This window comes from Cupriavidus necator A5-1, assembly GCF_000744095.1.
Lineage (GTDB): Bacteria > Pseudomonadota > Gammaproteobacteria > Burkholderiales > Burkholderiaceae > Cupriavidus > Cupriavidus necator_A.
Genome location: NZ_JQLI01000008.1, coordinates 1,255,554 through 1,275,345, shown reverse-complemented (window position 1 = coordinate 1,275,345; position 19,792 = coordinate 1,255,554). Strand labels below are relative to the sequence as shown.

Below are 19,792 nucleotides of genomic sequence, written 5' to 3'. Positions count from 1 at the left end.
AGCTACGACAACAACATGGAACAACTCGCTCCCCTCATCGCCACCGCCATCAACGCCGGCACGCCGCTGCTGCTGGCCGCGCTGGGCCTGCTGATCAACGAACGCTCGGGCGTGCTCAACCTGGGCGCCGAAGGGATGATGCTGGTCGCCGCGGTGGCCGGCTTCATGGTCGGCTACCAGACCCAGTCGCCGATGCTCGGCTTTGCCGCCGGCGCGCTCGCCGGCATGCTGATGGCCACGCTGTTCTCGTGGCTGGCGCTGGTGCTGGCCACCAACCAGGTCGCCACCGGCCTGGCGTTGTCGATCTTCGGCACCGGGCTGTCGGCCTTCATGGGCCAGCGCTTCGTCGGCTACGCGATGCCGGCGCAGGCCAAGGCCGTGCCCGGGCTGGCCGACCTGCCCTTCGTCGGGCCGGCGTTCTTCCAGCACCACTGGATGGTCTACTTCAGCCTGCTGCTGTGTTTTGCCAACATGTGGTTCCTGTTCCGCACGCGCGCGGGGCTGACGCTGCGCGCAATCGGCGAATCGCCGGAATCAGCGCACGCGCTGGGCTATCCGGTGCGCACCATCCGCTTCGGCGCGCTGCTGTTCGGCGGCGCCTGCTGCGGGCTGGCGGGCGCCTACCTGTCGCTGGTCTATACCCCGATGTGGGTCGAGAACCTGGTCGCCGGCCGCGGCTGGATCGCACTGGCGCTGACCACCTTCGCCACCTGGCGCCCGGGCCGCGTGCTGGTGGGCGCGTGGCTGTTCGGCGGCGTCACCATCCTGCAGTTCTACCTGCAGGGGATCGGCGTGTCGGTGCCGTCGCAGTTCCTGTCGATGCTGCCGTACGCGGCCACCATCGTGGTGCTGGCGCTGATCTCGCGCAACCCGGCCTGGATCCGGCTGAACATGCCGGCCTCGCTGGGCAAGCCGTTCCACCCCGGGAACGCCTGAATTTTTTTGACGGAAATATCCCTGAGCCGCACCAACAATTCATCACAAGGAGAAATCATGATCGTCACGCGCAGGAAGACCCTGGCGGCCCTGGCCGCCACCGCAGTGCTGGCCCTGGCCGGCTGCGGCAAGAAAGAGGCCGAGAAGCCTGCCGAGACGGCTGGTCCGGCCTCCCCGCCCGCTGCCGAGCAGAAGGCCGAGCCGCTCAAGGTCGCCTTCGTGTACATCGGGCCGGTGGGCGATGCTGGCTGGACCTTCGCGCATGACACCGGCCGCAAGGCCGTGGAAGCCAAGTTCGGCGACAAGGTCAAGACCACCTATGTCGAGAACGTGCCGGAATCGGCCGCCGACGCCGAGCGCGTGTTCCGCGACCTGGCCAGCCAGGGAAACAAGCTGATCTTTGGCACCACCTTCGGCTACATGGAGTCGATGCTCAAGGTCGCCAAGGAATTCCCGGACGTCAAGTTCGAGCACGCCACCGGCTTCAAGACCGCCGAGAACCTGGCCCAGTACGACGTGCGCACCTATGAAGGCGCGTACCTGGCGGGCGTGGTCGCCGGCAAGATGAGCAAGAGCGGCAAGATGGGCGTGGTGGCCTCGGTGCCGATCCCCGAAGTGATCCGCAATATCGACTCGTTCACGCTGGGCGCGCGCAGCGTCAACCCGAATGCGACGGTCAAGGTGGTGTGGGTCAACAAGTGGTTCGATCCGGGCAAGGAGCGCGAAGCCGCCACCACGCTGATCGGCCAGGGCGTGGACATGCTGATGCAGAACACCGACTCCGCCGCCGTGGTGCAGACCGCGCAGGAAAAGGGCGTGTATGCCTTCGGCTGGGACAGCGACATGACCAAGTTCGGCGAGAAGGCCCACCTGGCCGCCTCGGTGATCTCGTGGGGCGTCTACTACAACAAGGTGGTGGAAGACGTGCTGAACAAGCAGTGGAAGAACGGCACCACCTGGTGGGGCCTGAAGGAAGGCATGATCGACCTGAAGGCGTTCAACACGATCGTGCCTGAGGACGTCAAGAAGCTGGTCGAAGAGCGCAAGAAGGGTATCGCCGACGGCAGCGCGCCGATCTGGAAGGGTCCGATCAAGGACAACACCGGCAAGGAGCAGCTGGCCAAGGACCAGGTTGCTGACGACAAATTCCTGCACGACGTGAAGTTCTACGTCGATGGCGTGGAAGGCAAGATCCCGGGCTGATTGCCGGTGCACCAAAGCCGCTCGAGCTAGCCTAAGCAGGGTGTTCTCCCTCTCCCCTCAGCGTGAGAGGGCCGGGGTGAGGGGTGGTCTAGCTAGGAACCACACCAAGCGGGGCCAACGGTTTTAACCCGCCGCCCTCAGCCTTTGACCCGCCCGCCCTCACCCCTGCCCGTCTCCCGCGCGCGGGAGAGGGGAGCAAACCCGCTGCCTTGGCATCTCCCAAGGCATCCCCCTGCACCTCCGGAACTTGAAGCCGCCCACAACGGCCCAAGCTATCTGTGCATGCGCCAGTGTCAGGCGCCGCCATGTGAAGGAGGCCTCTCATGTTGAAGCGATTTTCGGCCCTGTGGGCGCTGGTACGCAGCGACGGGCGCCTGTTCTGGTACGCGCTGCGCCATCCGGATGCGCCGGCCTGGCTCAAGCCCGCCGCGCTCGGGCTGCTGTTCTACGCGATCTCGCCGATCGACCTCATCCCCGACGTGGTCGCGGGGCTGGGCATCATCGACGACGTCGTACTGATCCCGCTGGCGGTACACCTGATCCTCAAGCGCCTGCCGCCGCATATCCTGCGCCAGGCGCAGTCGCGCGCCGCCGCCACCACGGTCCGGCCGCACTGACGGCGTTGGCCGCATAAGAAAGCCCCGGGGCAGCGCCTGCCGCCTCGGGGCTTTTGCATGCCTGCGCGAACTGACGCTCAGCTCGGCAGCAGGATGGTCGAGCCGGTGGTCTTGCGCGACTCCAGGTCACGGTGCGCCTGCGCCACCTCGGACAGCGCGTAGCGCTGGCGAATGTCGATCCTGATCTTGCCGGTGGTCACGGCATCGAACAGGTCGGCCACCATCGGCTCCAGCAACTCGCGGTGCACCACGTAGGTCATCAGCGTCGGGCGCGTCAGCCGCAGTGAACCCTTGTTGCCCAGCACCGAGAGATCGAACGGCGGCACTGGCCCGGAGGCATTGCCGAAGCTGACCATCGTGCCGCGCGGGGCCAGGCAGTCGAGCGAACCCTGGAAGGTGTCCGCACCAATCGAGTCGTACACCGCAGGCACGCCCTTGCCGTTGGTAATTTCCTTGACGCGCTCGACAAACGATTCACGCGTATAGACGATAGTATGGGCACAGCCGTTGGCGCGCGCCAGCTCCGCCTTCTCATCGCTGCCCACGGTACCGATCACGGTCACGCCCAGTGCCTTGAGCCACTGGCTGGCGATCAGGCCGACGCCGCCGGCAGCCGCGTGCAGCAGCACGGTATCGCCCGGCTGCACCTTGTAGCTGTCGCGAATCAGGTACTGCGCGGTCAGCCCCTGCAGCATCATGGCCGCGGCCGTGTCGAACGGGATGGCGTCGGGCAGGCGCACCACGATATCGGCCGGCATCACCCGCACCTGCGCGTAAGCACCGGTAGGACGGCCCGCGTAGGCCACGCGGTCGCCGACGCTCAGGTGCTTGACGCCCTCGCCCACCGCCTCGACCACGCCGGCGCCTTCCATGCCCAGGCCCGCCGGCAGCGGCTGCTTGTACAGCCCGGTGCGGAAATAGACGTCGATATAGTTCAGGCCCACCGCCTCATGGCGCACACGCACCTGGCCCGGGCCGGGTTCGCCCACTTCGACATCGACCCACTGCATCACTTCGGGACCGCCGGTCTGTTCGATCCGGATGGCTTTGCTCATCTGCGTCGCTCCTCGTTATGGTGTTGCATCGATCAGGGGAAATCAGGCAGCCTTGCCTTCGTCCGCCAACTCACGGGTCAGGCCCGCGAGCAGCAACTCGGCGGTGGCCACGTTGGTCGCGCACGGCACGTTGTGCACGTCGCAGGCGCGCACCAGCGCGTTGATATCGGGTTCATGCGGCTGCGGCGTCATCGGGTCGCGCAGGAACACCACGGCGCGCACAAGGCCTTCGGCCAGCTGCGCGCCGATCTGCAGGTCGCCGCCCCACGGCCCCGACAACATGCGCGTCACTTCCAGCCCGACCTCGTCGATCAGGCGCCCGCCGGTGGTCCCCGTGGCCAGCAGCTCGCACTGCGAGAGAAACGCGCGGTGGCGCGTGGCGAAGGCGACGATATCGTCCTTCTTGTGGTCGTGGGCGATCAGCGCGATGCGGGGGCGTGTCATCAGGGTTTCCTTGTTGCGGGGTCGGTGAACTGCGGAATGCGGTAGCGTCAGAAGGTGCCCGGGTAGGCGCCGCCGTCGAGCAGGATGTTCTGCCCGGTGATGTAGCCGGCATGGCGGCTGCACAGGAAGGCGCAGGTGGCGCCGAACTCGGCCGGGTCGCCGAAGCGGCGCGACGGGTTCTGCGCGGCGCGGCGCTGGGCCACTTCATCCACGGTCAGGCCTGCCTTCCTCGCGCCGGCTTCCATGGTCTTGTGCAGGCGGTCGGTTTCGAACGGGCCGGGCAGCAAGTTGTTGATGGTCACACCGTGCTGCGCCACCTCGCGCGCCACGCCCGCGACAAAGCCGGTCAGGCCCGAGCGCGCGCCGTTGGACAGGCCCAGCACGTCGATCGGCGCCTTGACCGCGCCGCTGGTGATATTGATGATGCGGCCCCACTTGCGCGCGATCATGCCGTCGACGGTGGCCTTGATCAGCTCGATCGGGGTCAGCATGTTGGCGTCCAGCGCGGCCAGCCAGTCGTTGCGGTCCCAGTCGCGGAAGTTGCCAGGGGGCGGGCCGCCGGCGTTGTTGACCAGGATATCGAGGTCGCCCAGCTTGGCCACCGCATCGAGCGCCGCCTTGCGGCCCTCCGGCGTGGTGATGTCGGTCGCCACCGCGATCACGCGGCGGCCGTGGCGCGCGCGCAGGCCGGCGGCGGCCTTCTCCAGCGCTTCGGCGCCGCGCGCCACGATCACCACGTCGACGCCCTCCGCCGCCAGCGCGTCGGCGCAGGCAAAGCCGAGGCCCTTGCTGGCGCCGCATACCAGCGCATGCTTGCCGCGCAGTCCCAGGTCCATGTCTTTCTCCTTTGTCTGTTGTCTTTGGTCGGCCGGGCTTCCGGCCAGGAATCAAGTTTTTCTTGCCGACAGCAGGTACATGCCGCCCAGCACCAGCGCGCTGCCGGCCAGCTGCACGCCGCTCACCGGCTCGCCCAGCAGCCAGAAGCCGAGGAGCAGCGTCGACACCGGGCCGATCATGCCGGCCTGCGACGCCAGCGGCGCGCCGATGCGCGACACCGCCACCATGGTCAGCGAGACCGGCAGTACGGTGCAGAACACCGCGTTGATGAGTGACAGCCACATCACCGGCGCGGGCTGCGCCAGTTCCGCCAGCGGCCGCCCCAGCACCAGGTACTGGATCACGCAGCAGGCGGTGGACACGCACATCGCATACGCCACCAGCCGCAGCGAGCCGATGCGCCGCACCAGCTCGCCGCTCAGGATCAGGTAGATACCATACGTCATGGCACTGGCCAGCACCAGCGCGCCGCCCACCCACACCTGGCTGCCGCTGACGTCCAGGTCATGCGCGAACACCAGCACGATGCCCGCGTAGGCCAGCAGCAGCGACACCCACTGGTGCCTGCCGATCGGCCGGCGGAACAGCAGCGCGGTGGTCAGCAGCACGAACGACGGCGTCAGGAACAGGATCAGCCGCTCCAGCCCGGCGGTGATGTATTGCAGGCCGATGAAATCGAGGAAGCTCGACAGGTAGTAGCCGATAAAGCCGAGGAACACCACGCGGCCGCGGTCGGCCCACGACAGCGGCGGCAGCCTGCGCGACTGCCACCAGCCGATCGCCATGAACAGCGGCACCGCGAACAGCATGCGCAGCGTGATCACCATGACGGCATCGACGTCGTAGCGGTACATCAGCTTGGCGACGATGGCCTTGGCGGAGAACAGCACCGCGCCGACGGCGGCGATGGCGAGCCCCGAGCGCTGCGGCGACGGCAGCGCGGCTGGCGCGGCGAGGGGCTTTTGGGAGGCTGGCACGGGGAATACGCGGGAAAGCGGGGAAAGCGGACCGCCACGGCGGCCCCGCGAAACGACCCGACGATTGTATTCGAAAAGGGGCAACCGCATCGGCACCCGGACCGGACGCTCCCGGACCGCCGCCCATGGCTGCGATCCCATACAATGGCCGCGCGACGCCTGCGTCACGGCAGGCGCCAGAACAACATATCCAGAGGAGATCCCGCCATCATGCCGACCCGTCCCGCACGCCCCGGCCGCCGCCCCTTCCTGCTCGCCGCGATGGTCGGCGCGATTGCCCTTGCCGGCAGCTTCAACGCCACGGCCGCCCCTGGCGACGCCTTTCCCTCCAAGCCGATCCGCTTTGTCGTCCCCTACGCCGCCGGTGGCACCACCGACCTGGTGGCACGCACCGTCGGCCAGCGCGTGGGCGAGAAGCTGGGCCAGCCGGTGGTGATCGAGAACCGCCCCGGCGCCGGCGGCAATATCGGCATGGACGCCGTGGCCAAAGCGGCGCCGGACGGCTACACCATCGGCTTCGGCGCGATCTCGACCAATGCGCTGAACCCGCATATCTACAAGCAGGTGCCGTTCGACCCGCGCAAGGACTTCACCGCGATCAGCCTGCTCGGCACCTCGACCATCGTGCTGGAAGTGAGCCCCTCGCTGCCGGTGAAAAACGTCAAGGAGCTGGTGGCTTACGCCAAGGCGCATCCGGGCCTGACCTATGCGACCGCCGGCACCGGCACTTCGATGCACCTGGCCGGCGCGATGTTCGCGCAGATGACGCAGACCACCCTGACCCACGCGCCGTACAAAGGCAGCAGTCCCGCCATCAATGACATGCTCGGCGGCCATATCACGGTGATGTTCGACAACCTGCCGGCATCGCTGCCGCATATCCAGGCCGGCAAGCTGCGCGCGCTGGCGGTGGCGGGCAGGCAACGCGCGCCGTCGCTGCCGGACGTGCCGACGCTGGCCGAGGCGGGGCTGCAGGGTTATGCGGTCGAGCCGTGGTTCGGGGTCTATGGTCCGGCCAATTTGCCGGCGCCGGTGGTGCAGGCGCTCAACGCCGCCTTCGTCGAGGCCCTGGCGCGCCCCGACGTGCGCGAGAAGCTGGCGCAGGCGGGCTTCAACCCAAAGGGCTCCAGCGCGGCCGAACTGCAGTCGCTGACGCAGTCGGAATACGAGCGCTTCGGCAAGGTCGCGAAGACCGCGGGAATCACGGTCGAATAAGTCCTTGCGGCGCTCTCGTGGTTCTTCCGGATCGGTATACTCGGGGCACGCTCATCCACCGCATCACCATCGACGTGCCCCAGTCCTCCGACCCGTCCGACAAGATCGCCAACGACTACGACTTCACCGAACAGGTGGGCCACCTGCTGCGGCGCGCGTACCAGCGCCATGTGGCGATCTTCCAGCAGACCATCCCGGATTCGCAGCTCACCGCGGCGCAGTTCGTGGTGCTGTGCGCGGTCAGGGACCGGCAGCCGTGTTCGATGAACGAGGTCGTGCGCGCGACCGCGATCGACCAGGCCACGGTGCGCGGCATCATCGAGAGGCTGAAGGCACGCAAGCTGATTGCCGTATCGCACGATCCCAATGACCGGCGCAAGGTGGTGGTGACAGTGACGCCCGCGGGGCTGGCGCTGATCGACGAGACCGTGCCGTTTGCGAAGCAGATTTCGGAGCAGACGTTTGGGAGTCTCAATCCGGCTGAGCGCGTGGCGGTGACTTACCTGCTGCGGAAGATGAGTGAGATTGACGAGGCGAATGGCGGCTAGTAGGTGTGAGCGCCGCTTGTTTGCTCCCCTCTCCCGCGAGCGGGAGAGGGAGCAAACAAGCGGCCTTTGATCGCTTCCAGCACCGTCTCCGGCACGAACGGCGGCCGGCGCAGCCGCACTCCCATCGCGTCAAACAAGGCATTGGCGATCGCCGGCGCGCCCGGCAGCGATGCCGACTCCCCTGCCCCCATCGGCGGCTCTGACTGCCGTGGCATCAGCACCACCTCGATCGGCGGAATCTCGGGGAAAGTCAGCAGCGGATAACTGCCCCATTCACGACTGGCAACGCCGTCCGCATCGAAACGCACCTGCTCCTTCAGCACGCGGCTCAGCGTCTGCACCACGTTGCCGTGGATCTGGTGGCGCACGCCGTCGGGATTGACCATCATGCCTGTGTCTTGTCCCACCACGACCTTCCCGATCGTGATGCGGCCGGTGGCGGCATCCACCGCCAGGTCGACCACCCAGGCCGCCCACGCCGCGCCGAAGCCCGGGAAGCGGCTGTGGATGTAGCGGGCGTAGGCCACACCGCGGCCATGCAGGCAACCATCGGCATCCGGCGTGCCGCGCGAGCCTTGCGCGCCGCGCTGCCAGCCCGCGGCATCGGCCACGGCACGCAGCAAATCGGCCGCACGCGTATCAGGCAGGTGGCGCAAGCGGAAATCCACCGGATCCACACCCGCCTCTGCTGCCAGTTCATCGATCACACATTCATGCGCAAACGCGTTCGGCAACGCCGACACACCGCGCAGCCACGATGCGCGTACGATCGCCGGCGTGTCATCGCAACCGATGCGACGCGCGGCATACGCATACGGCGGCACCGCGGTGCGATCGCCCATCTCCAGCGTGCGCGGCGCATTGGGCACGGCACCGGTCAGCACCAGCGCCAGCGTCGGCGCATCGTTGGATGGATAGCGGCTGGTGAAGTCGTAGCCGAGCAGCGCACCGTCATGCCCCAGCGTCGCGCTGACGTCCATCAGCTGCGCCGCGCCCTTGGGCTCCCACAGGTGCTCCTGCTCACGCGACAACTGCACGCGCACCGGCCGCCCGACCGCGCGCGACAACAGCGCGGCATCGGCGCAGACGTCGTCGGCGCAGTTGCGGCCGTAGCAGCCGGCGGCTTCCATGCGCACGATCTCGATGCGGTCTTCGCCGAGCCCGCACAGCCTGGCCAGGTCGATGCGGAGCACATGCGGGTTTTGCGTGCCGGACCAGACGGTCAGGCCGTCGTCATGCCAGTCGGCCACCGCGCACGAAGGTCCGATCGAACCATGCATCTGGTAGGGCCAGACGTACTGGCGCTGCAATACCGTGCCGGTTGCCGGCATCTCGCCGTCGGCCAGCAACTCGCGCCGCGTGGCCGGATTGGCGCGCAATGCGGGCTCGGGATCGTCCAGCGCCGGCAACGGCGGTACCGGCTTCCAGCGAACGCGCAGCCGGCGCGCGGCCTGCACCGCGTACTCCTCGCGCTCGGCCACCACGCCGACGAAGTCGCCCTGCACCACCACGTCCACCAGGCCCGGCACATCGCGCACGGAATCGCGGTCCACTTCAAGCAGGCTGTTGCCGATGAACTCGCCGCTGTCGCGCCCCGCATACGGCGGGCGCACCACGCGGCCGTGCAGCATGCCGGGCACGCGCACGTCGTGGACGAAGGTCAGCGCGCCGCGCGCCTTGTCGGGGATATCGAAGCGGCCCGCCGGGCGCCCGACGATGCGGTAGGCCTCTACCGGCTTGGTCGGCACGTCGTCGGCCAGCGGCAGTTCCACATGCTCGCCGGAAACCAGCGCGCCGTAGCCGATGGTGGCTTGTGTGCCCGCGACCCGGAACACGCCGTCCTCCGCCTCCAGCCTGCCGGCTTCAACGCCGAGCTGCTGCGCGGCGCGCGCCTGCAGCCACGCACGCGCCTGCGCGGCGGCGCGGCGCAGCGGCAGGGCCGAGATCTGGATCGAGGCGCTGGCGATGGTCGGGCCCTGGTTGGGCGTGGCTTCGGTATGGCCGAGCACCATGCGCACGCGCTCGAGCGGCACGTCAAGTTCTTCGGCCACGATCTGCGCGAGCGCCGTGCGGATGCCTGTTCCCAGGTCGACATGACCGTTGAAGGCCAGCACCTCGCCGCTGTCGCACACGGCAATGAAGATATCCGGCAGCGCCGGCACATAGTCAGAGGCCGCGCCGGGCTGGCCGGGCGCGGGGCGCGTTGCCGCCTGCGGGGCGCGCGTGACCAGCAGCACGCCAGTAGCCTGCAGCAGCGCCAGCCGCAGCGCGCGCGGCGTGGCGGGATCGGCGTGTGCCGCGGGTTGCAGGTTGGTTGCCGTCATCGTTCTACAAACTCCTTCACCGGCGCTGCCCGGGGACGCCGCGCATGGGGCCGTTATACTGCGAGCCAACAGAGACACAGCGCAACCATCGACCATGACGATTACGACCAGACCCGCAACCAAGCGGGCCGCAGCCGGCACGCGGGCCAGGCAGGCACAGGACAGCCGCGACCGCATCCTCAGGGCTGCGATCAAGGTCTTCGCGCAGCGCGGCTACGACGGCGGACGCATCGAACGCATCTCGTCGCTGGCCAAGACCTACGACCGGATGATCTATTACTACTTCGGCAGCAAGGAAAAGCTGTTCGTCGAAGTGCTCGAGACCATCTACCTGCAGCTCAATGAAGCCGAGCAGAAGCTCGAACACGAACTTGACGCCGCGGACCCGGTGCGCGCGCTGTCGCAACTGATCGACTTCATCTGGCAGTACTACCTCGACCACCCGGAATTCGTCGCGATCCTGTCCAGCGAGAACATGAGCCAGGGCAGGCACGCGAAGAAGTCCGTGCGGCTGAAGGATATCTCCAGCTACGCGCTGTCGGTGCTCGACGGCATCCTCACGCGCGGCAAGGCCGCGGGGCTGTTCCGGCCGGACGTGGGCGCACGCGACGTCTATATGGTGATCGCTTCGCTCGGCTACTTCTACAATTCCAACCATCATACGCTCAGCGCTTTCTTGGGCGAGCCCATGATGAGCCCGCCTGCATTGGCGCACTGGCGCGATGTGATCCAGCAGACGGTGCTGCGCACGGTGACCGTGCCTGGCGCCGAGCCAGGCCTGGCGCCGCCGGCCGCGCCGCGCAAGGCGGCACGCGCGAAGCGGGCCGCGGCCAGCTGAAGCCGGGTCCGGCCGCATCGCCACGCCTCAGGCAGCAGCCCGGACGCCGGCGATCTGCGCCAGCGCCTCGTCGCGCGTGAGCACCGTGGCGTACTTCTGTGCCATGTCGAACAGGTTGGCCTCGTGCGGTCCCAGCGCGCGGTCGCCCACGCAGTCGGACACCACCAACGGGCGGAAACCCAACGACATCGCATCGACCACGCTGGCGCGCACGCAGCCGCTGGTGACGCAGCCCGCCACCAGCAGCGTCTGCACGCCGCGCTGCGTCAGCCACGCCGCCAGCGAGGTGCCGAAGAACGCCGACGGCACGGTCTTGCGCACCACCAGCTCGCCCGGCGCGGGTGCCAGCTCCGGCACGATCGCGCTGTTGTGGCCGTGCTCCTTCAGTGTCAGCATGCCCGGCACCTTCAGCGTGAAGATATTTTGGTCGCTGTCGTCGTCGGCAAACACGATGCGGCTGTGCGCCACCGGCCAGCCCTGCTCGCGCGCGGTGCGCAACAGCGGCTGCGTGTTGCGAATCGCTGTCGGGATATTGCCGCCGCCGAACACGGCCGGGTCGGCAAAGCCGTTGACGAAATCGATGATCAGCAAGCCGTAGGGCGCGCGGAGTTCCATCGACGCGCCGAAGCCCTGGCGCTGGTAAGTCTTCACTGCGTCATCCATGGCGCATTTCCTTATAGAGCGAGGCGGCCGGTGCATGGTGGCCGTCCAGCACCTTGCCGCGCACCACCACGGGTTCGCCGTCGAGGCTGACCGTGCAGTGGCGCACCGGGATATCGATATGGCAGGCAGTGGTGCGGCTGCCGCCCGCCTCGTTGTTCGGGCCGAACGAGCACAGGAAGTTGCCCTCGTAGGCGCGCGCATCCATGCCAATGGTGGCCTCGCGGTCGTACATCGCCAGCGCCGACCAGCTCGCGCGCGGCTGCAGCCCCCAGCCGATATGCGACATGGCATAGGCTTCGGGGTCTTTGAACGAGGCCATGTAGTCCGCCAGCAGCTCGGCATCGAGCGCGCCTTCGATGTGGCGCACGTAGCCGGCCTCGACCGTAATGCAGATCGGTGCCTGGATGTAGGACTTCATCGGCAACAGGATGTCGCCGCGGTCCAGCACGATGGTGCCGTTGGTGCCGCCCTCGTCCGGCCAGGTCAGCACGAAGCCGCTCGGCCAGTGGTCCCAGCGGCCGGGCTCGTCGACAAAGCCGTACTCGCTGATCGCGGGGAATTCACCGAGACTACAACGCAGGTCCATGCCGGCATCGGACACGATATGCATCTCGCGCGCCTTGCTCAGCCGTTCGGTGGCGGCTTTCACGCGGGTGCGGTCGGCCTCGGTCGGCACCAGCCGGGCCAGCACTTCGGGCGGCTCGACCGCCAACAGGATCTTGGTCCCTTGCGACAGGATCTCGTGCTGCTCGGGCGAGAACAAGAGCGTCATCAGGTCCAGCACCAGGTCGCTCGCCTTCAGCGCGGCGATGGCCGCCGGGTTGCCGGTCAACGGCGTGGTGCCGAGGTAGGCCAGCGCGTCGCGGCTGAGGGCCTTCTCGCCGTTCACCGGCGGCAGGTCGAGCCGGTTGACGATGGCGCCCATCGACGCCGCCGCCACCATCGCCGTGCGCAGTGTCTGCGGATGCGTGGCGGCGCCGGTCAGCACGGTGACGGTCTGCCCCGGCTCAAGCTTTGACAGCGTCAGCACTTGCTTCCACGCCGCGGTCAGGTCGTAATCGCTTACGGGCATGTTCGCTCCTTGTTCAGTTCAGCGCCGCGCCGAGGAAGTCGCCGAAGGCGCGGTAGAAGCCGGCTTCGTCGTCCCACGGGATCATGTGGCCCGCGTCGGCGACATGCGCGACCAGCAATGCGGGCAGCAGCTTGCGCATCTCCTGCACGTCTTCCTCCCGGATCACGTCGCCCCGGCCCGCGGTCATCAGCAGGGCCGGCACCGACACATGCGGCAGGTCGGCGTGGATATCGTCCTCATGAAAGCCGTTGAAGCTGGCCAGCACCGCGCGCTCGTCGCAGGTATGCAGCCACTGCGCGCGCAGGCGCAACTGGTCCTCGGTCCAGGTCGGGCAGAAGCGGCGCATGCCTTCCACATCGATGCCCTGCTGCGCCAGACGGATCGAATCGATGTACCACGGCAGTTGCGACGGATACGGACGGCGGCCCGGCCCCGACACCGGCGGGTCGACCAGCACCAGCCGGGTGAGGCCGGCCGGCTTGCTGCGCGCGGCGCGGATGCCGATGCGTGCGCCCATCGAGTGGCCGACGACGGCGTAGCGCTGCAAGCCAAGCGCTTCTGCAAGCGCGACCACATCGGCGGCCTGCGCGTCCAGGCTGTAGTCCAGTTCCGGCGCGGCTTGCGACAGGCCGCGGCCGCGCACGTCGAGTACGTAGGTATCGAACTGCTGGCCGAACTGCTCGCCGACAAAGCCCCAGGTGACAGCGGGGCTGGTGATGCCCGGCACGATCACGATGGCGTCGCGCTGCGCTCGCGCATCGCCCTGCCCGCCATAGCGCACATAGTGCTGGCGAATGCCGTTGGCGTGGATGTTGGCGCCGTAGAGGAAGGTGCTGGTCGTCATGAGCGGCTCCTTCAGTAGGCGCCCGACAGCAGCGCGCCCGCGCCCGGCACCACCGGTTCCAGGCCCAGGCGCTTCAGCAGCGCGTAGGTGGTGGCGACGGCGGCGGTGACGACAGGCTTGCCGGTCATTGCCTCGACCTTGGCCACTGCCGGCAGCGACGGCATCTGCACGCACGCCGACAGCACGATCACATCGACGTCGGCCGTATTCATCTGCGCGACGATCTCCGGCAGGCGCGACGGATCGTGGCGGCCCACTTCGAGGTTGTCGGGGATCTCCAGCGCGCGGTAGTCGACCACCTCGTAGCCTTCATTACGGATGTAGTCGACCACCAGCTCGGTCAGCGGCTTCATATAGGGCGCCACCACCGCGATACGCTTCGCGCCCATTACCTTGAGCGCATCCACCAGCGCGCCGGCACTGGTGATCACCGGCGCGTCGCCGCCGTTCTCTGCGGTATGCGCCTGCAGGCGCTGCTCGGACACGCGGTGGTAGCCGTGGCCCATCGCCATGATCGCCACCAGGCAGGCGTAGCCGAGCACGTCGACGCGGGCGTCGCTCAGTTCCACCGCGCAACGGTCGGATTCGGCGTCCATGGCCGCCAACTCTTCCTTGACCACCTTTTTCATCCGCATCCGGCTTGAGTGGAAGGTGAAGCGCTCCGGGCGCACCAGCTGGCGCGCAGCCAGCATCGCCGGGATCTCGGTTTCCATCGTGGTGTTGGAGCTCGGCACGATCTGGCCGATTCGGAAAACTTTCTGCACTGTCGACTCCGTCATCTGTTTGTCTGTCTACCCTGCCTGCTTCGGCCTGGCGGCCCGCATGCTGCGATTGATTGTAGTGTACACACTTTATATAGGCAAACATAATCTGCTCCCTGAGAAATTCACTCATTCAGTGCATACTTAATTAACCAATCCCTGTTTTCGCTGTAGTTTTCACCGTTATAGCGCAGCTTGCGTGCACAATCACACTTGCATCAGGGTTTTCCATAGGTTCTAGATCTTCTTCCTTTACGTTGATATTTTGAGTGTGTACACTCGTTTTCAACGGTCGGCCAGATGGCCGCACCAAGCCCCCATCGACCTATGTGTCATTGCCAGGAGAAAGAACGTGCAAGGCAAACCGCGAATCGCAGTTGTCGGCGCCGGACTCGGAGGGACGGCCGCGGCCGCCCTGCTGCAGCGTGCCGGCTTCCAAGTCAGGCTGTATGAACAGGCGCCGGCGTTCTCGCGCCTGGGCGCGGGCATCCACGTGGGTCCCAATGTGATGAAGATCATGCGTCGCATCGGCATCGAGGACGCGCTCGACGACATGGGCTGCCACCCCGACTACTGGTACAGCCGCGACGGCCTGACCGGCGAGGTGATCGCGCAGATCCCGCTGGGCGACTACGCGGTGCAACATTACGGCGCCAGCTACCTGACCGTGCATCGCGGCGACTTCCACAAGCTGCTGACCGATGCCGTGGCCCCCGGCACGCTGTTCTTTAACAAGAAGCTGGAAAGCGTCACCGACCAGGGCGACGTGGTGCAGCTGCGCTTTACCGACGGCACGGTCGACGAGGCCGATATCGTGATCGGCGCGGACGGCGTCAACTCGCGCATCCGCGAAACCCTGCTGGGCGCCGAGCCTCCCAAGTACACCGGCTACGTGGCGCACCGCGCGGTATTCCCCATCGCGCGCGTCAAGGGCTTCACGCATGAGCGCTGCACCAAGTGGTGGACCGACGACCGCCACATGATGGTCTACTTCGACACCAGCAAGCTCGACGAGATCTACTACGTCACCGGCGTGCCCGAGCCCGAGTGGGACATGAGCAAGAGCTGGGTGCCGAGCAGCATCGAGGAAATGCGCGCCGCGTTCGACGGCTGGCACCAGGGCGTGCAGTCGCTGATCGAAGGCACCGTCGAAGTGACGAAGTGGCCGCTGCTGGAGCGCGACCCGCTGCCGCTGTGGAGCCGCGGCCGCCTGGTGCTGCTGGGCGACGCCTGCCATCCGATGAAGCCGCACATGGCGCAAGGCGCCGCGATGGCGATCGAGGATGCCGCCATGCTTACGCGCTGCTTCACCGAGACCGGCGTCAACGACTACGCCTCGGCATTCGCGCTGTATGAAGCGAACCGCGCCGAGCGCGCGAGCAAGGTCCAGCTGGTCTCGCACAACAATACCTGGCTGCGCAGCAACGAGAACCCCGACTGGTGTTTCGGCTACGATGTGTTCAACGTGCCGCTGGTGTCGGCCGGGCGCACGCCGCTGTCCGCGGCTGCCTGATGCCTGCCTGACCCTGGCCTGCCGGCGCAGCATGCCGGCAGGCAATATGCCGCCGCAGCCCCTCGCCGACGAAGGGGCGCGGCGCCGCGATGCGTGATGTGCAAACCGTCCCCTGCCCACGATGAATGCGCCCCGCCCCCCTCTCCGCATGGTGCTGCAGGTCAACCACGCCGAGCACACGCTCAGCGTGGCGCCTGACACGCCGCTGCTCTACATCCTGCGCAACGACCTGGCCTGCAACGGCCCCAAGTACGGCTGCGGGCTCGGGCAATGCGGCGCCTGCACGGTGCTGGTGGACGGCATGGCCGCGCGCGCGTGCGTGCTGCCGGTAAGAGCCGTAGTGGGCCATGAGGTCACCACGCTGGAAGGACTGGGCACACCGACGCAGCCCGATCCGGTCCAGCAAGCCTTTATCGACGAGCAGGCCGCGCAATGCGGCTATTGCCTGAACGGCATGATCATGACCGCCAAGGCACTGCTCGCGCAGAACCCCGATCCCGACGAAGCGCAGATCCGCGAGGCGCTGCGCTTCAACCTGTGCCGCTGCGGCACGCATGTGGAAATCGTGCGCGCGGTGCAGCGTGCCGCGGTGCTGCAGCGGCAGGCCGCCGAGGGAGCGGCATCGTGAAGCAAGGACTCGTATCCCAGGCCGGGCATGCGGCTATCGTGGCGGACATCGCCCCGCCGCCCGCAACGGCCTGCCTGGTGGCGCATGTGCTGACGCCGCCGGGCCTGCGCTGGATCGACGGCAAGCCGCTGGCGCCGCGCCTGCTCGGCGCCGACCGCGATGCCGCGCTGGCATTGCCGGGCATGCGCGCGCTCGTTATCCGCGACAACTTTGCCGGCGTCGCCGCCGAGACCGGCGCGATGGCGGCCAACGCTGCACGCGCGCTGCAGGCGCGCTGGTCCGCTCCGCCCCGCGCGGACGACACGCCGGTTTCGCGCCACGCCGTCGCGCAACGCGGCGATGCAACGGCGGCACTGGCCAGCGCCCTGGCACGCCACGCGCAGCACTACCAGTGGCCGCTGGCCGGCACGCGCGCCGATGCGTGCTGCACCGCCATCGCCGACTGGCGCGACGGCATGCTGACCGTATGGCTGCCGAGCACGCGCCCTGCGGCGCTGCGCGAGGAACTGGCCGCACTGTTGGGCATCGCACCGCAACAGGTCGCGCTGGCCTGCTGGCGCTCGCCCGACGATACCGCCGACCCCGCGCTACTCGCGCACCATGCCGCCGCCGACGCGGCGCTGCTCGCCCATGCGGCCGGGAAACCGGTGCTGCGCAGGCTGCGTGCCGCCGACCTTGGCCTGGCCGATGCCGCGCTCGATGTGCGCGTCGAAACCGCGCGCGCCGCCGATGCGATCGAAGCCTACGGGGCAACGCTCGCCGGCACCGCCGCGCCGGCCGTGCCGCTGGCGCTGTGGCTCACGCATACGCCGTCGCCGGTGGCGGATACCAGCGGCGCCGGCGATGCCGCGATGCCGCCCTACCGCATTCCGCATGTCGATGTAGGCATCGTCGGCGACAGCACTGCTTTCGATGCCGCACCGCTTGCGGCCGCGCGCGCCCAGGTGTTCGCGCGCGAATCCCATCTCGATGAAATCGCCGACGCGTCGGGCACTGATCCGGTCGCGCTGCGTCTAGCGCATCTGGACGATGCACGCGGCGCGGCACTGGTCCGCCAGGTCGCCGAGCGCGCAGGGTGGACGCCCGCCGCGCCGCGCGCGGGCGCTGCTGCCACCAACGTGCAGCGTGGCCGCGGCTTTGCCTATGCCCACACCATCGACCATGATGCGGGCCACAACTGGTCCGCGTGGATCGCGGAGGTCGAAGTCGACGGCACCACCGGCGAACTCGCGGTCACGCGCGTGACCGTCGGCCACGACAGCGAATCGCTGCCGCCGGCGTCCGCCACACCGGCCAGCCGTTCCCTGGAGCAGGCCGTCGCCGACACCGCGCTCCAGCTGACATCCGCCACGCCCGCGTTCGACACCTGGCCCGCCGGGGATCCGCCCGCCAGCCAGACGCTCCCGGCCATCGCCGGCAGCGCGCTGCCCGAAGTGCGCCTGGCCGGCACGCTCGCCACGCATGACGCGCTCGCCGCCGCGCCGACCGACACCCTGCCCGCCGCCGCAGCAGTGGCCAACGCGATCTTCGATGCCACCGGCGTGCGCCTGCGTACGCCGCCCTTCAGCGCCGAGCGCATCCGCCTGGCGCTGAGCGAGGCGCAGGACAAGCCCGGCAGCAAACGCAACAAGCCCAACAAGCGCGGCTGGATCGCCGCGGCCGCCGCGGCGGCGGCAGGCGTGTGCGCCACGCTGCTGCCCTGGCGCGCGCCGATCGCACCGGTGGCGCCGCCCGAGCCCGGCTTCTATTCCGCCGCCACGCTCGAGCGCGGCCGGCTGGTGGCCGCTGCCGGCGACTGTGCGGTGTGCCATACCGCGCCCGGCGGCGTGAAGAACGCCGGCGGCATGCCGCTGGAAACGCCATTCGGCACGGTCTACAGCACCAACATCACGCCCGATGTGCAGAGCGGCATCGGCAACTGGTCGTTCGCCGCGTTCGAGCGTGCGATGCGCGAAGGCATCCACCGCGACGGGCGGCGCCTGTATCCGGCTTTCCCATACACCGCGTTCGCGAAGATCAGCGATGGCGACATGCAGGCGCTGTACGCGCACCTGATGTCGGCCGAGCCGGCGACATCCGAAGTTCCGCAGACCAAGCTCGCCTTCCCGTTCAACATGCGCCCGCTGCTGGCGGGCTGGAACCTGCTGTTCCATCGCAACGAACGCTTCACGCCCGACCCGTCGCGCTCCGCGCAATGGAACCGCGGCGCTTACCTGGCTGAAGGCCTGGGCCACTGCAGCGCCTGCCATTCGCCGCGCAATGCGCTGGGCGCCGAGCAAAGTGGCCGCAAATACCTGACCGGCGGCGCCGCCGAAGGCTGGGAAGCGCCGCCGCTGACATCGCTGTCGCATGCGCCGGTGCCGTGGACCGAGGCCGCGCTGTTCACCTACCTGCGCGGCGGCTACGCGCCGCATCACGGCGCCGCGGCCGGACCGATGGCGCCGGTGGTCGAAGAACTCGCACAACTGCCTGAATCCGATGTGCGCGCGATTGCGCACTACGTGGCCTCGTTCGGCTCGGCGCCGCCGGCGCCGTCGGTACTGGCCGCGCAGGCGGCGCAGATCGAGCAGCGCAGTGCGCAGGCCGCACGCACCCTGGGCGGCCCCGGCGAGCGCCTGTACCAGAGCGCATGCGCGGTCTGCCACCAGCCGGACCAGGGCATCGCCCAGTTCGGCGTCAAGCCCTCGCTCGCGCTCAACACGAACCTGCACAGCCAGCTCCCGGACAACGTGATCCAGGTGCTGCTGCAAGGCATGCCCGCACCACCCAACAGCGAACTGGGCGCGATGCCGGCCTATGCCGACACGCTCGACGACCGGCAGATCGCGCAACTGGCGCAGTACCTGCGCGCGCGCTTTGCCCCCGACAAACCCGCCTGGCAGGACCTGGAGAACACCGTCGCGCGCCTGCGCGCGGCGCCTGCTCACTAAGAGCAACTGAGACCCGCGGGGCCGGCTCGCCGCGCCTTTCGCATCCACGCTGACCGCACATACGCCGTGCCTGGCAAGGCGCTTCGCCACCGGGCAGGGAGCCGTACGCCCCCACGCCGGCGCCCTGCGCGACGCGCGGGAAAACCCCAAGGAGGGAAATCGCAATTCGGCCTTGCCCGCCAGTTTCATGTAGCTTACGCTGAACGATCATGTAGTGCGCACTACATGAGTGCCGCACGGCGCGCAGCGGTGCCTCCCCCGCACAAGGACGGCGCGCCGCAAGCGGCAGACGAGACAACACAACCACAAGATTGGCCCTTTACATCACCGGAAGCGCTGGCCCGGGGCTTGCATAGTCCACCGCCATGCCAACCGTGAGGCCGGGCC

General features: G+C 68.2%; 18 protein-coding genes. 9 read left to right on the top strand and 9 right to left on the bottom strand.

All coding sequences use genetic code 11. From position 1 onward, the window contains the following. Nucleotides 1-15: 15 nt before the first annotated feature. The 3 genes from K307_RS30005 to K307_RS29995 all read left to right on the top strand — a co-directional run bounded on the left by K307_RS30005 (nucleotide 16) and on the right by K307_RS29995 (nucleotide 2,756). Nucleotides 16-936: an ABC transporter permease gene (locus tag K307_RS30005; RefSeq protein ID WP_042884552.1), complete on the top strand. Its 921-nt coding sequence runs from the start codon at nucleotides 16-18 to the stop codon at nucleotides 934-936. 57 nt (nucleotides 937-993) lie between these two features. Further along, nucleotides 994-2,139: a BMP family ABC transporter substrate-binding protein gene (locus K307_RS30000; protein WP_042884550.1), complete on the top strand. Its 1,146-nt coding sequence runs from the start codon at nucleotides 994-996 to the stop codon at nucleotides 2,137-2,139. Between the two features lie 323 nt (nucleotides 2,140-2,462). Beyond that, on the top strand, nucleotides 2,463-2,756 hold the full coding sequence (locus tag K307_RS29995) for a YkvA family protein (RefSeq protein WP_042884548.1): 294 nt from the start codon (nucleotides 2,463-2,465) through the stop codon (nucleotides 2,754-2,756). Between the two features lie 77 nt (nucleotides 2,757-2,833). Here K307_RS29995 and K307_RS29990 read toward each other — a convergent pair whose 3' ends face one another. The 4 genes from K307_RS29990 to K307_RS29975 are packed head-to-tail and all read right to left on the bottom strand — an operon-like array spanning nucleotide 2,834 to nucleotide 6,030. Further along, a complete protein-coding gene (locus K307_RS29990) occupies nucleotides 2,834-3,811 on the bottom strand; it encodes a quinone oxidoreductase family protein (protein ID WP_042884547.1) in 978 nt (325 codons plus the stop codon). A gap of 42 nt (nucleotides 3,812-3,853) precedes the next feature. Further along, on the bottom strand, nucleotides 3,854-4,258 hold the full coding sequence (locus tag K307_RS29985; protein WP_196251675.1) for a methylglyoxal synthase: 405 nt from the start codon (nucleotides 4,256-4,258) through the stop codon (nucleotides 3,854-3,856). Nucleotides 4,259-4,302: 44 nt separating this feature from the next. Continuing rightward, nucleotides 4,303-5,091: an SDR family oxidoreductase gene (locus K307_RS29980; protein ID WP_042884545.1), complete on the bottom strand. Its 789-nt coding sequence runs from the start codon at nucleotides 5,089-5,091 to the stop codon at nucleotides 4,303-4,305. A gap of 51 nt (nucleotides 5,092-5,142) precedes the next feature. Beyond that, the gene (locus K307_RS29975; protein ID WP_042887555.1) at nucleotides 5,143-6,030 is read right to left on the bottom strand and encodes a DMT family transporter; all 888 of its coding nucleotides are present in this window, start codon (nucleotides 6,028-6,030) and stop codon (nucleotides 5,143-5,145) included. Nucleotides 6,031-6,330: 300 nt separating this feature from the next. Here K307_RS29975 and K307_RS29970 point away from each other — a divergent pair, with 300 nt between their 5' ends. Beyond that, on the top strand, nucleotides 6,331-7,284 hold the full coding sequence (locus K307_RS29970; RefSeq protein ID WP_042887554.1) for a Bug family tripartite tricarboxylate transporter substrate binding protein: 954 nt from the start codon (nucleotides 6,331-6,333) through the stop codon (nucleotides 7,282-7,284). A gap of 74 nt (nucleotides 7,285-7,358) precedes the next feature. Further along, complete coding sequence (locus tag K307_RS29965) at nucleotides 7,359-7,832, top strand: MarR family winged helix-turn-helix transcriptional regulator (protein ID WP_042887553.1); 474 nt, start codon at nucleotides 7,359-7,361, stop codon at nucleotides 7,830-7,832. On the opposite strand, the gene K307_RS29960 is transcribed toward K307_RS29965, so the two are convergent. Further along, complete coding sequence (locus K307_RS29960; protein WP_051975224.1) at nucleotides 7,829-10,156, bottom strand: xanthine dehydrogenase family protein molybdopterin-binding subunit; 2,328 nt, start codon at nucleotides 10,154-10,156, stop codon at nucleotides 7,829-7,831. The genes K307_RS29965 and K307_RS29960 overlap by 4 nt on opposite strands. Before the next feature lie 94 nt (nucleotides 10,157-10,250). Here K307_RS29960 and K307_RS29955 point away from each other — a divergent pair, with 94 nt between their 5' ends. After that, nucleotides 10,251-10,994: a TetR/AcrR family transcriptional regulator gene (locus tag K307_RS29955; RefSeq protein WP_042884543.1), complete on the top strand. Its 744-nt coding sequence runs from the start codon at nucleotides 10,251-10,253 to the stop codon at nucleotides 10,992-10,994. Nucleotides 10,995-11,021: 27 nt separating this feature from the next. On the opposite strand, the gene K307_RS29950 is transcribed toward K307_RS29955, so the two are convergent. The 4 genes from K307_RS29950 to K307_RS29935 are packed head-to-tail and all read right to left on the bottom strand — an operon-like array spanning nucleotide 11,022 to nucleotide 14,337. Continuing rightward, the gene (locus tag K307_RS29950; RefSeq protein WP_042884541.1) at nucleotides 11,022-11,657 is read right to left on the bottom strand and encodes an N-carbamoylsarcosine amidohydrolase; all 636 of its coding nucleotides are present in this window, start codon (nucleotides 11,655-11,657) and stop codon (nucleotides 11,022-11,024) included. After that, nucleotides 11,650-12,729 (bottom strand): 2,5-dihydroxypyridine 5,6-dioxygenase, encoded by a 1,080-nt coding sequence (locus K307_RS29945; protein ID WP_042884540.1) that lies wholly within the window; start codon nucleotides 12,727-12,729, stop codon nucleotides 11,650-11,652. Before K307_RS29945 ends, K307_RS29950 begins: the two co-directional genes overlap by 8 nt. Before the next feature lie 13 nt (nucleotides 12,730-12,742). After that, nucleotides 12,743-13,573 carry an alpha/beta fold hydrolase gene (locus tag K307_RS29940; RefSeq protein WP_042884538.1) on the bottom strand — a complete coding sequence of 277 codons (831 nt, stop codon included), beginning with the start codon at nucleotides 13,571-13,573 and terminating at the stop codon, nucleotides 12,743-12,745. A gap of 11 nt (nucleotides 13,574-13,584) precedes the next feature. Beyond that, nucleotides 13,585-14,337 (bottom strand): Asp/Glu racemase, encoded by a 753-nt coding sequence (locus tag K307_RS29935; RefSeq protein ID WP_042887549.1) that lies wholly within the window; start codon nucleotides 14,335-14,337, stop codon nucleotides 13,585-13,587. Nucleotides 14,338-14,686: 349 nt separating this feature from the next. Here K307_RS29935 and K307_RS29930 point away from each other — a divergent pair, with 349 nt between their 5' ends. The 3 genes from K307_RS29930 (at nucleotide 14,687) to K307_RS29920 (ending at nucleotide 19,405) form a co-directional block, all read left to right on the top strand. Next, complete coding sequence (locus K307_RS29930) at nucleotides 14,687-15,847, top strand: FAD-dependent monooxygenase (RefSeq protein ID WP_042884537.1); 1,161 nt, start codon at nucleotides 14,687-14,689, stop codon at nucleotides 15,845-15,847. Nucleotides 15,848-15,968: 121 nt separating this feature from the next. Further along, nucleotides 15,969-16,475 carry a (2Fe-2S)-binding protein gene (locus K307_RS29925; RefSeq protein WP_042884535.1) on the top strand — a complete coding sequence of 169 codons (507 nt, stop codon included), beginning with the start codon at nucleotides 15,969-15,971 and terminating at the stop codon, nucleotides 16,473-16,475. Then, nucleotides 16,472-19,405 (top strand): c-type cytochrome, encoded by a 2,934-nt coding sequence (locus K307_RS29920; RefSeq protein ID WP_042884534.1) that lies wholly within the window; start codon nucleotides 16,472-16,474, stop codon nucleotides 19,403-19,405. The genes K307_RS29925 and K307_RS29920 overlap by 4 nt, the downstream gene beginning before the upstream one ends. Nucleotides 19,406-19,792 lie beyond the last annotated feature (387 nt).

Bases quoted from the DNA above. Each gene is read 5' to 3' on its own strand.
- K307_RS29940 (WP_042884538.1), bottom strand. From the start codon at position 13,573: ATGACGACCAGCACCTTCCTCTACGGCGCCAACATCCACGCCAACGGC.
- K307_RS29945 (WP_042884540.1), bottom strand. From the start codon at position 12,729: ATGCCCGTAAGCGATTACGACCTGACCGCGGCGTGGAAGCAAGTGCTG.
- K307_RS30000 (WP_042884550.1), top strand. From the start codon at position 994: ATGATCGTCACGCGCAGGAAGACCCTGGCGGCCCTGGCCGCCACCGCA.
- K307_RS29970 (WP_042887554.1), top strand. From the start codon at position 6,331: ATGGTCGGCGCGATTGCCCTTGCCGGCAGCTTCAACGCCACGGCCGCC.
- K307_RS29925 (WP_042884535.1), top strand. From the start codon at position 15,969: ATGAATGCGCCCCGCCCCCCTCTCCGCATGGTGCTGCAGGTCAACCAC.
- K307_RS29990 (WP_042884547.1), bottom strand. From the start codon at position 3,811: ATGAGCAAAGCCATCCGGATCGAACAGACCGGCGGTCCCGAAGTGATG.
- K307_RS30005 (WP_042884552.1), top strand. From the start codon at position 16: ATGGAACAACTCGCTCCCCTCATCGCCACCGCCATCAACGCCGGCACG.
- K307_RS29960 (WP_051975224.1), bottom strand. From the start codon at position 10,156: ATGACGGCAACCAACCTGCAACCCGCGGCACACGCCGATCCCGCCACG.
- K307_RS29995 (WP_042884548.1), top strand. From the start codon at position 2,463: ATGTTGAAGCGATTTTCGGCCCTGTGGGCGCTGGTACGCAGCGACGGG.
- K307_RS29950 (WP_042884541.1), bottom strand. From the start codon at position 11,657: ATGGATGACGCAGTGAAGACTTACCAGCGCCAGGGCTTCGGCGCGTCG.
- K307_RS29980 (WP_042884545.1), bottom strand. From the start codon at position 5,091: ATGGACCTGGGACTGCGCGGCAAGCATGCGCTGGTATGCGGCGCCAGC.
- K307_RS29955 (WP_042884543.1), top strand. From the start codon at position 10,251: ATGACGATTACGACCAGACCCGCAACCAAGCGGGCCGCAGCCGGCACG.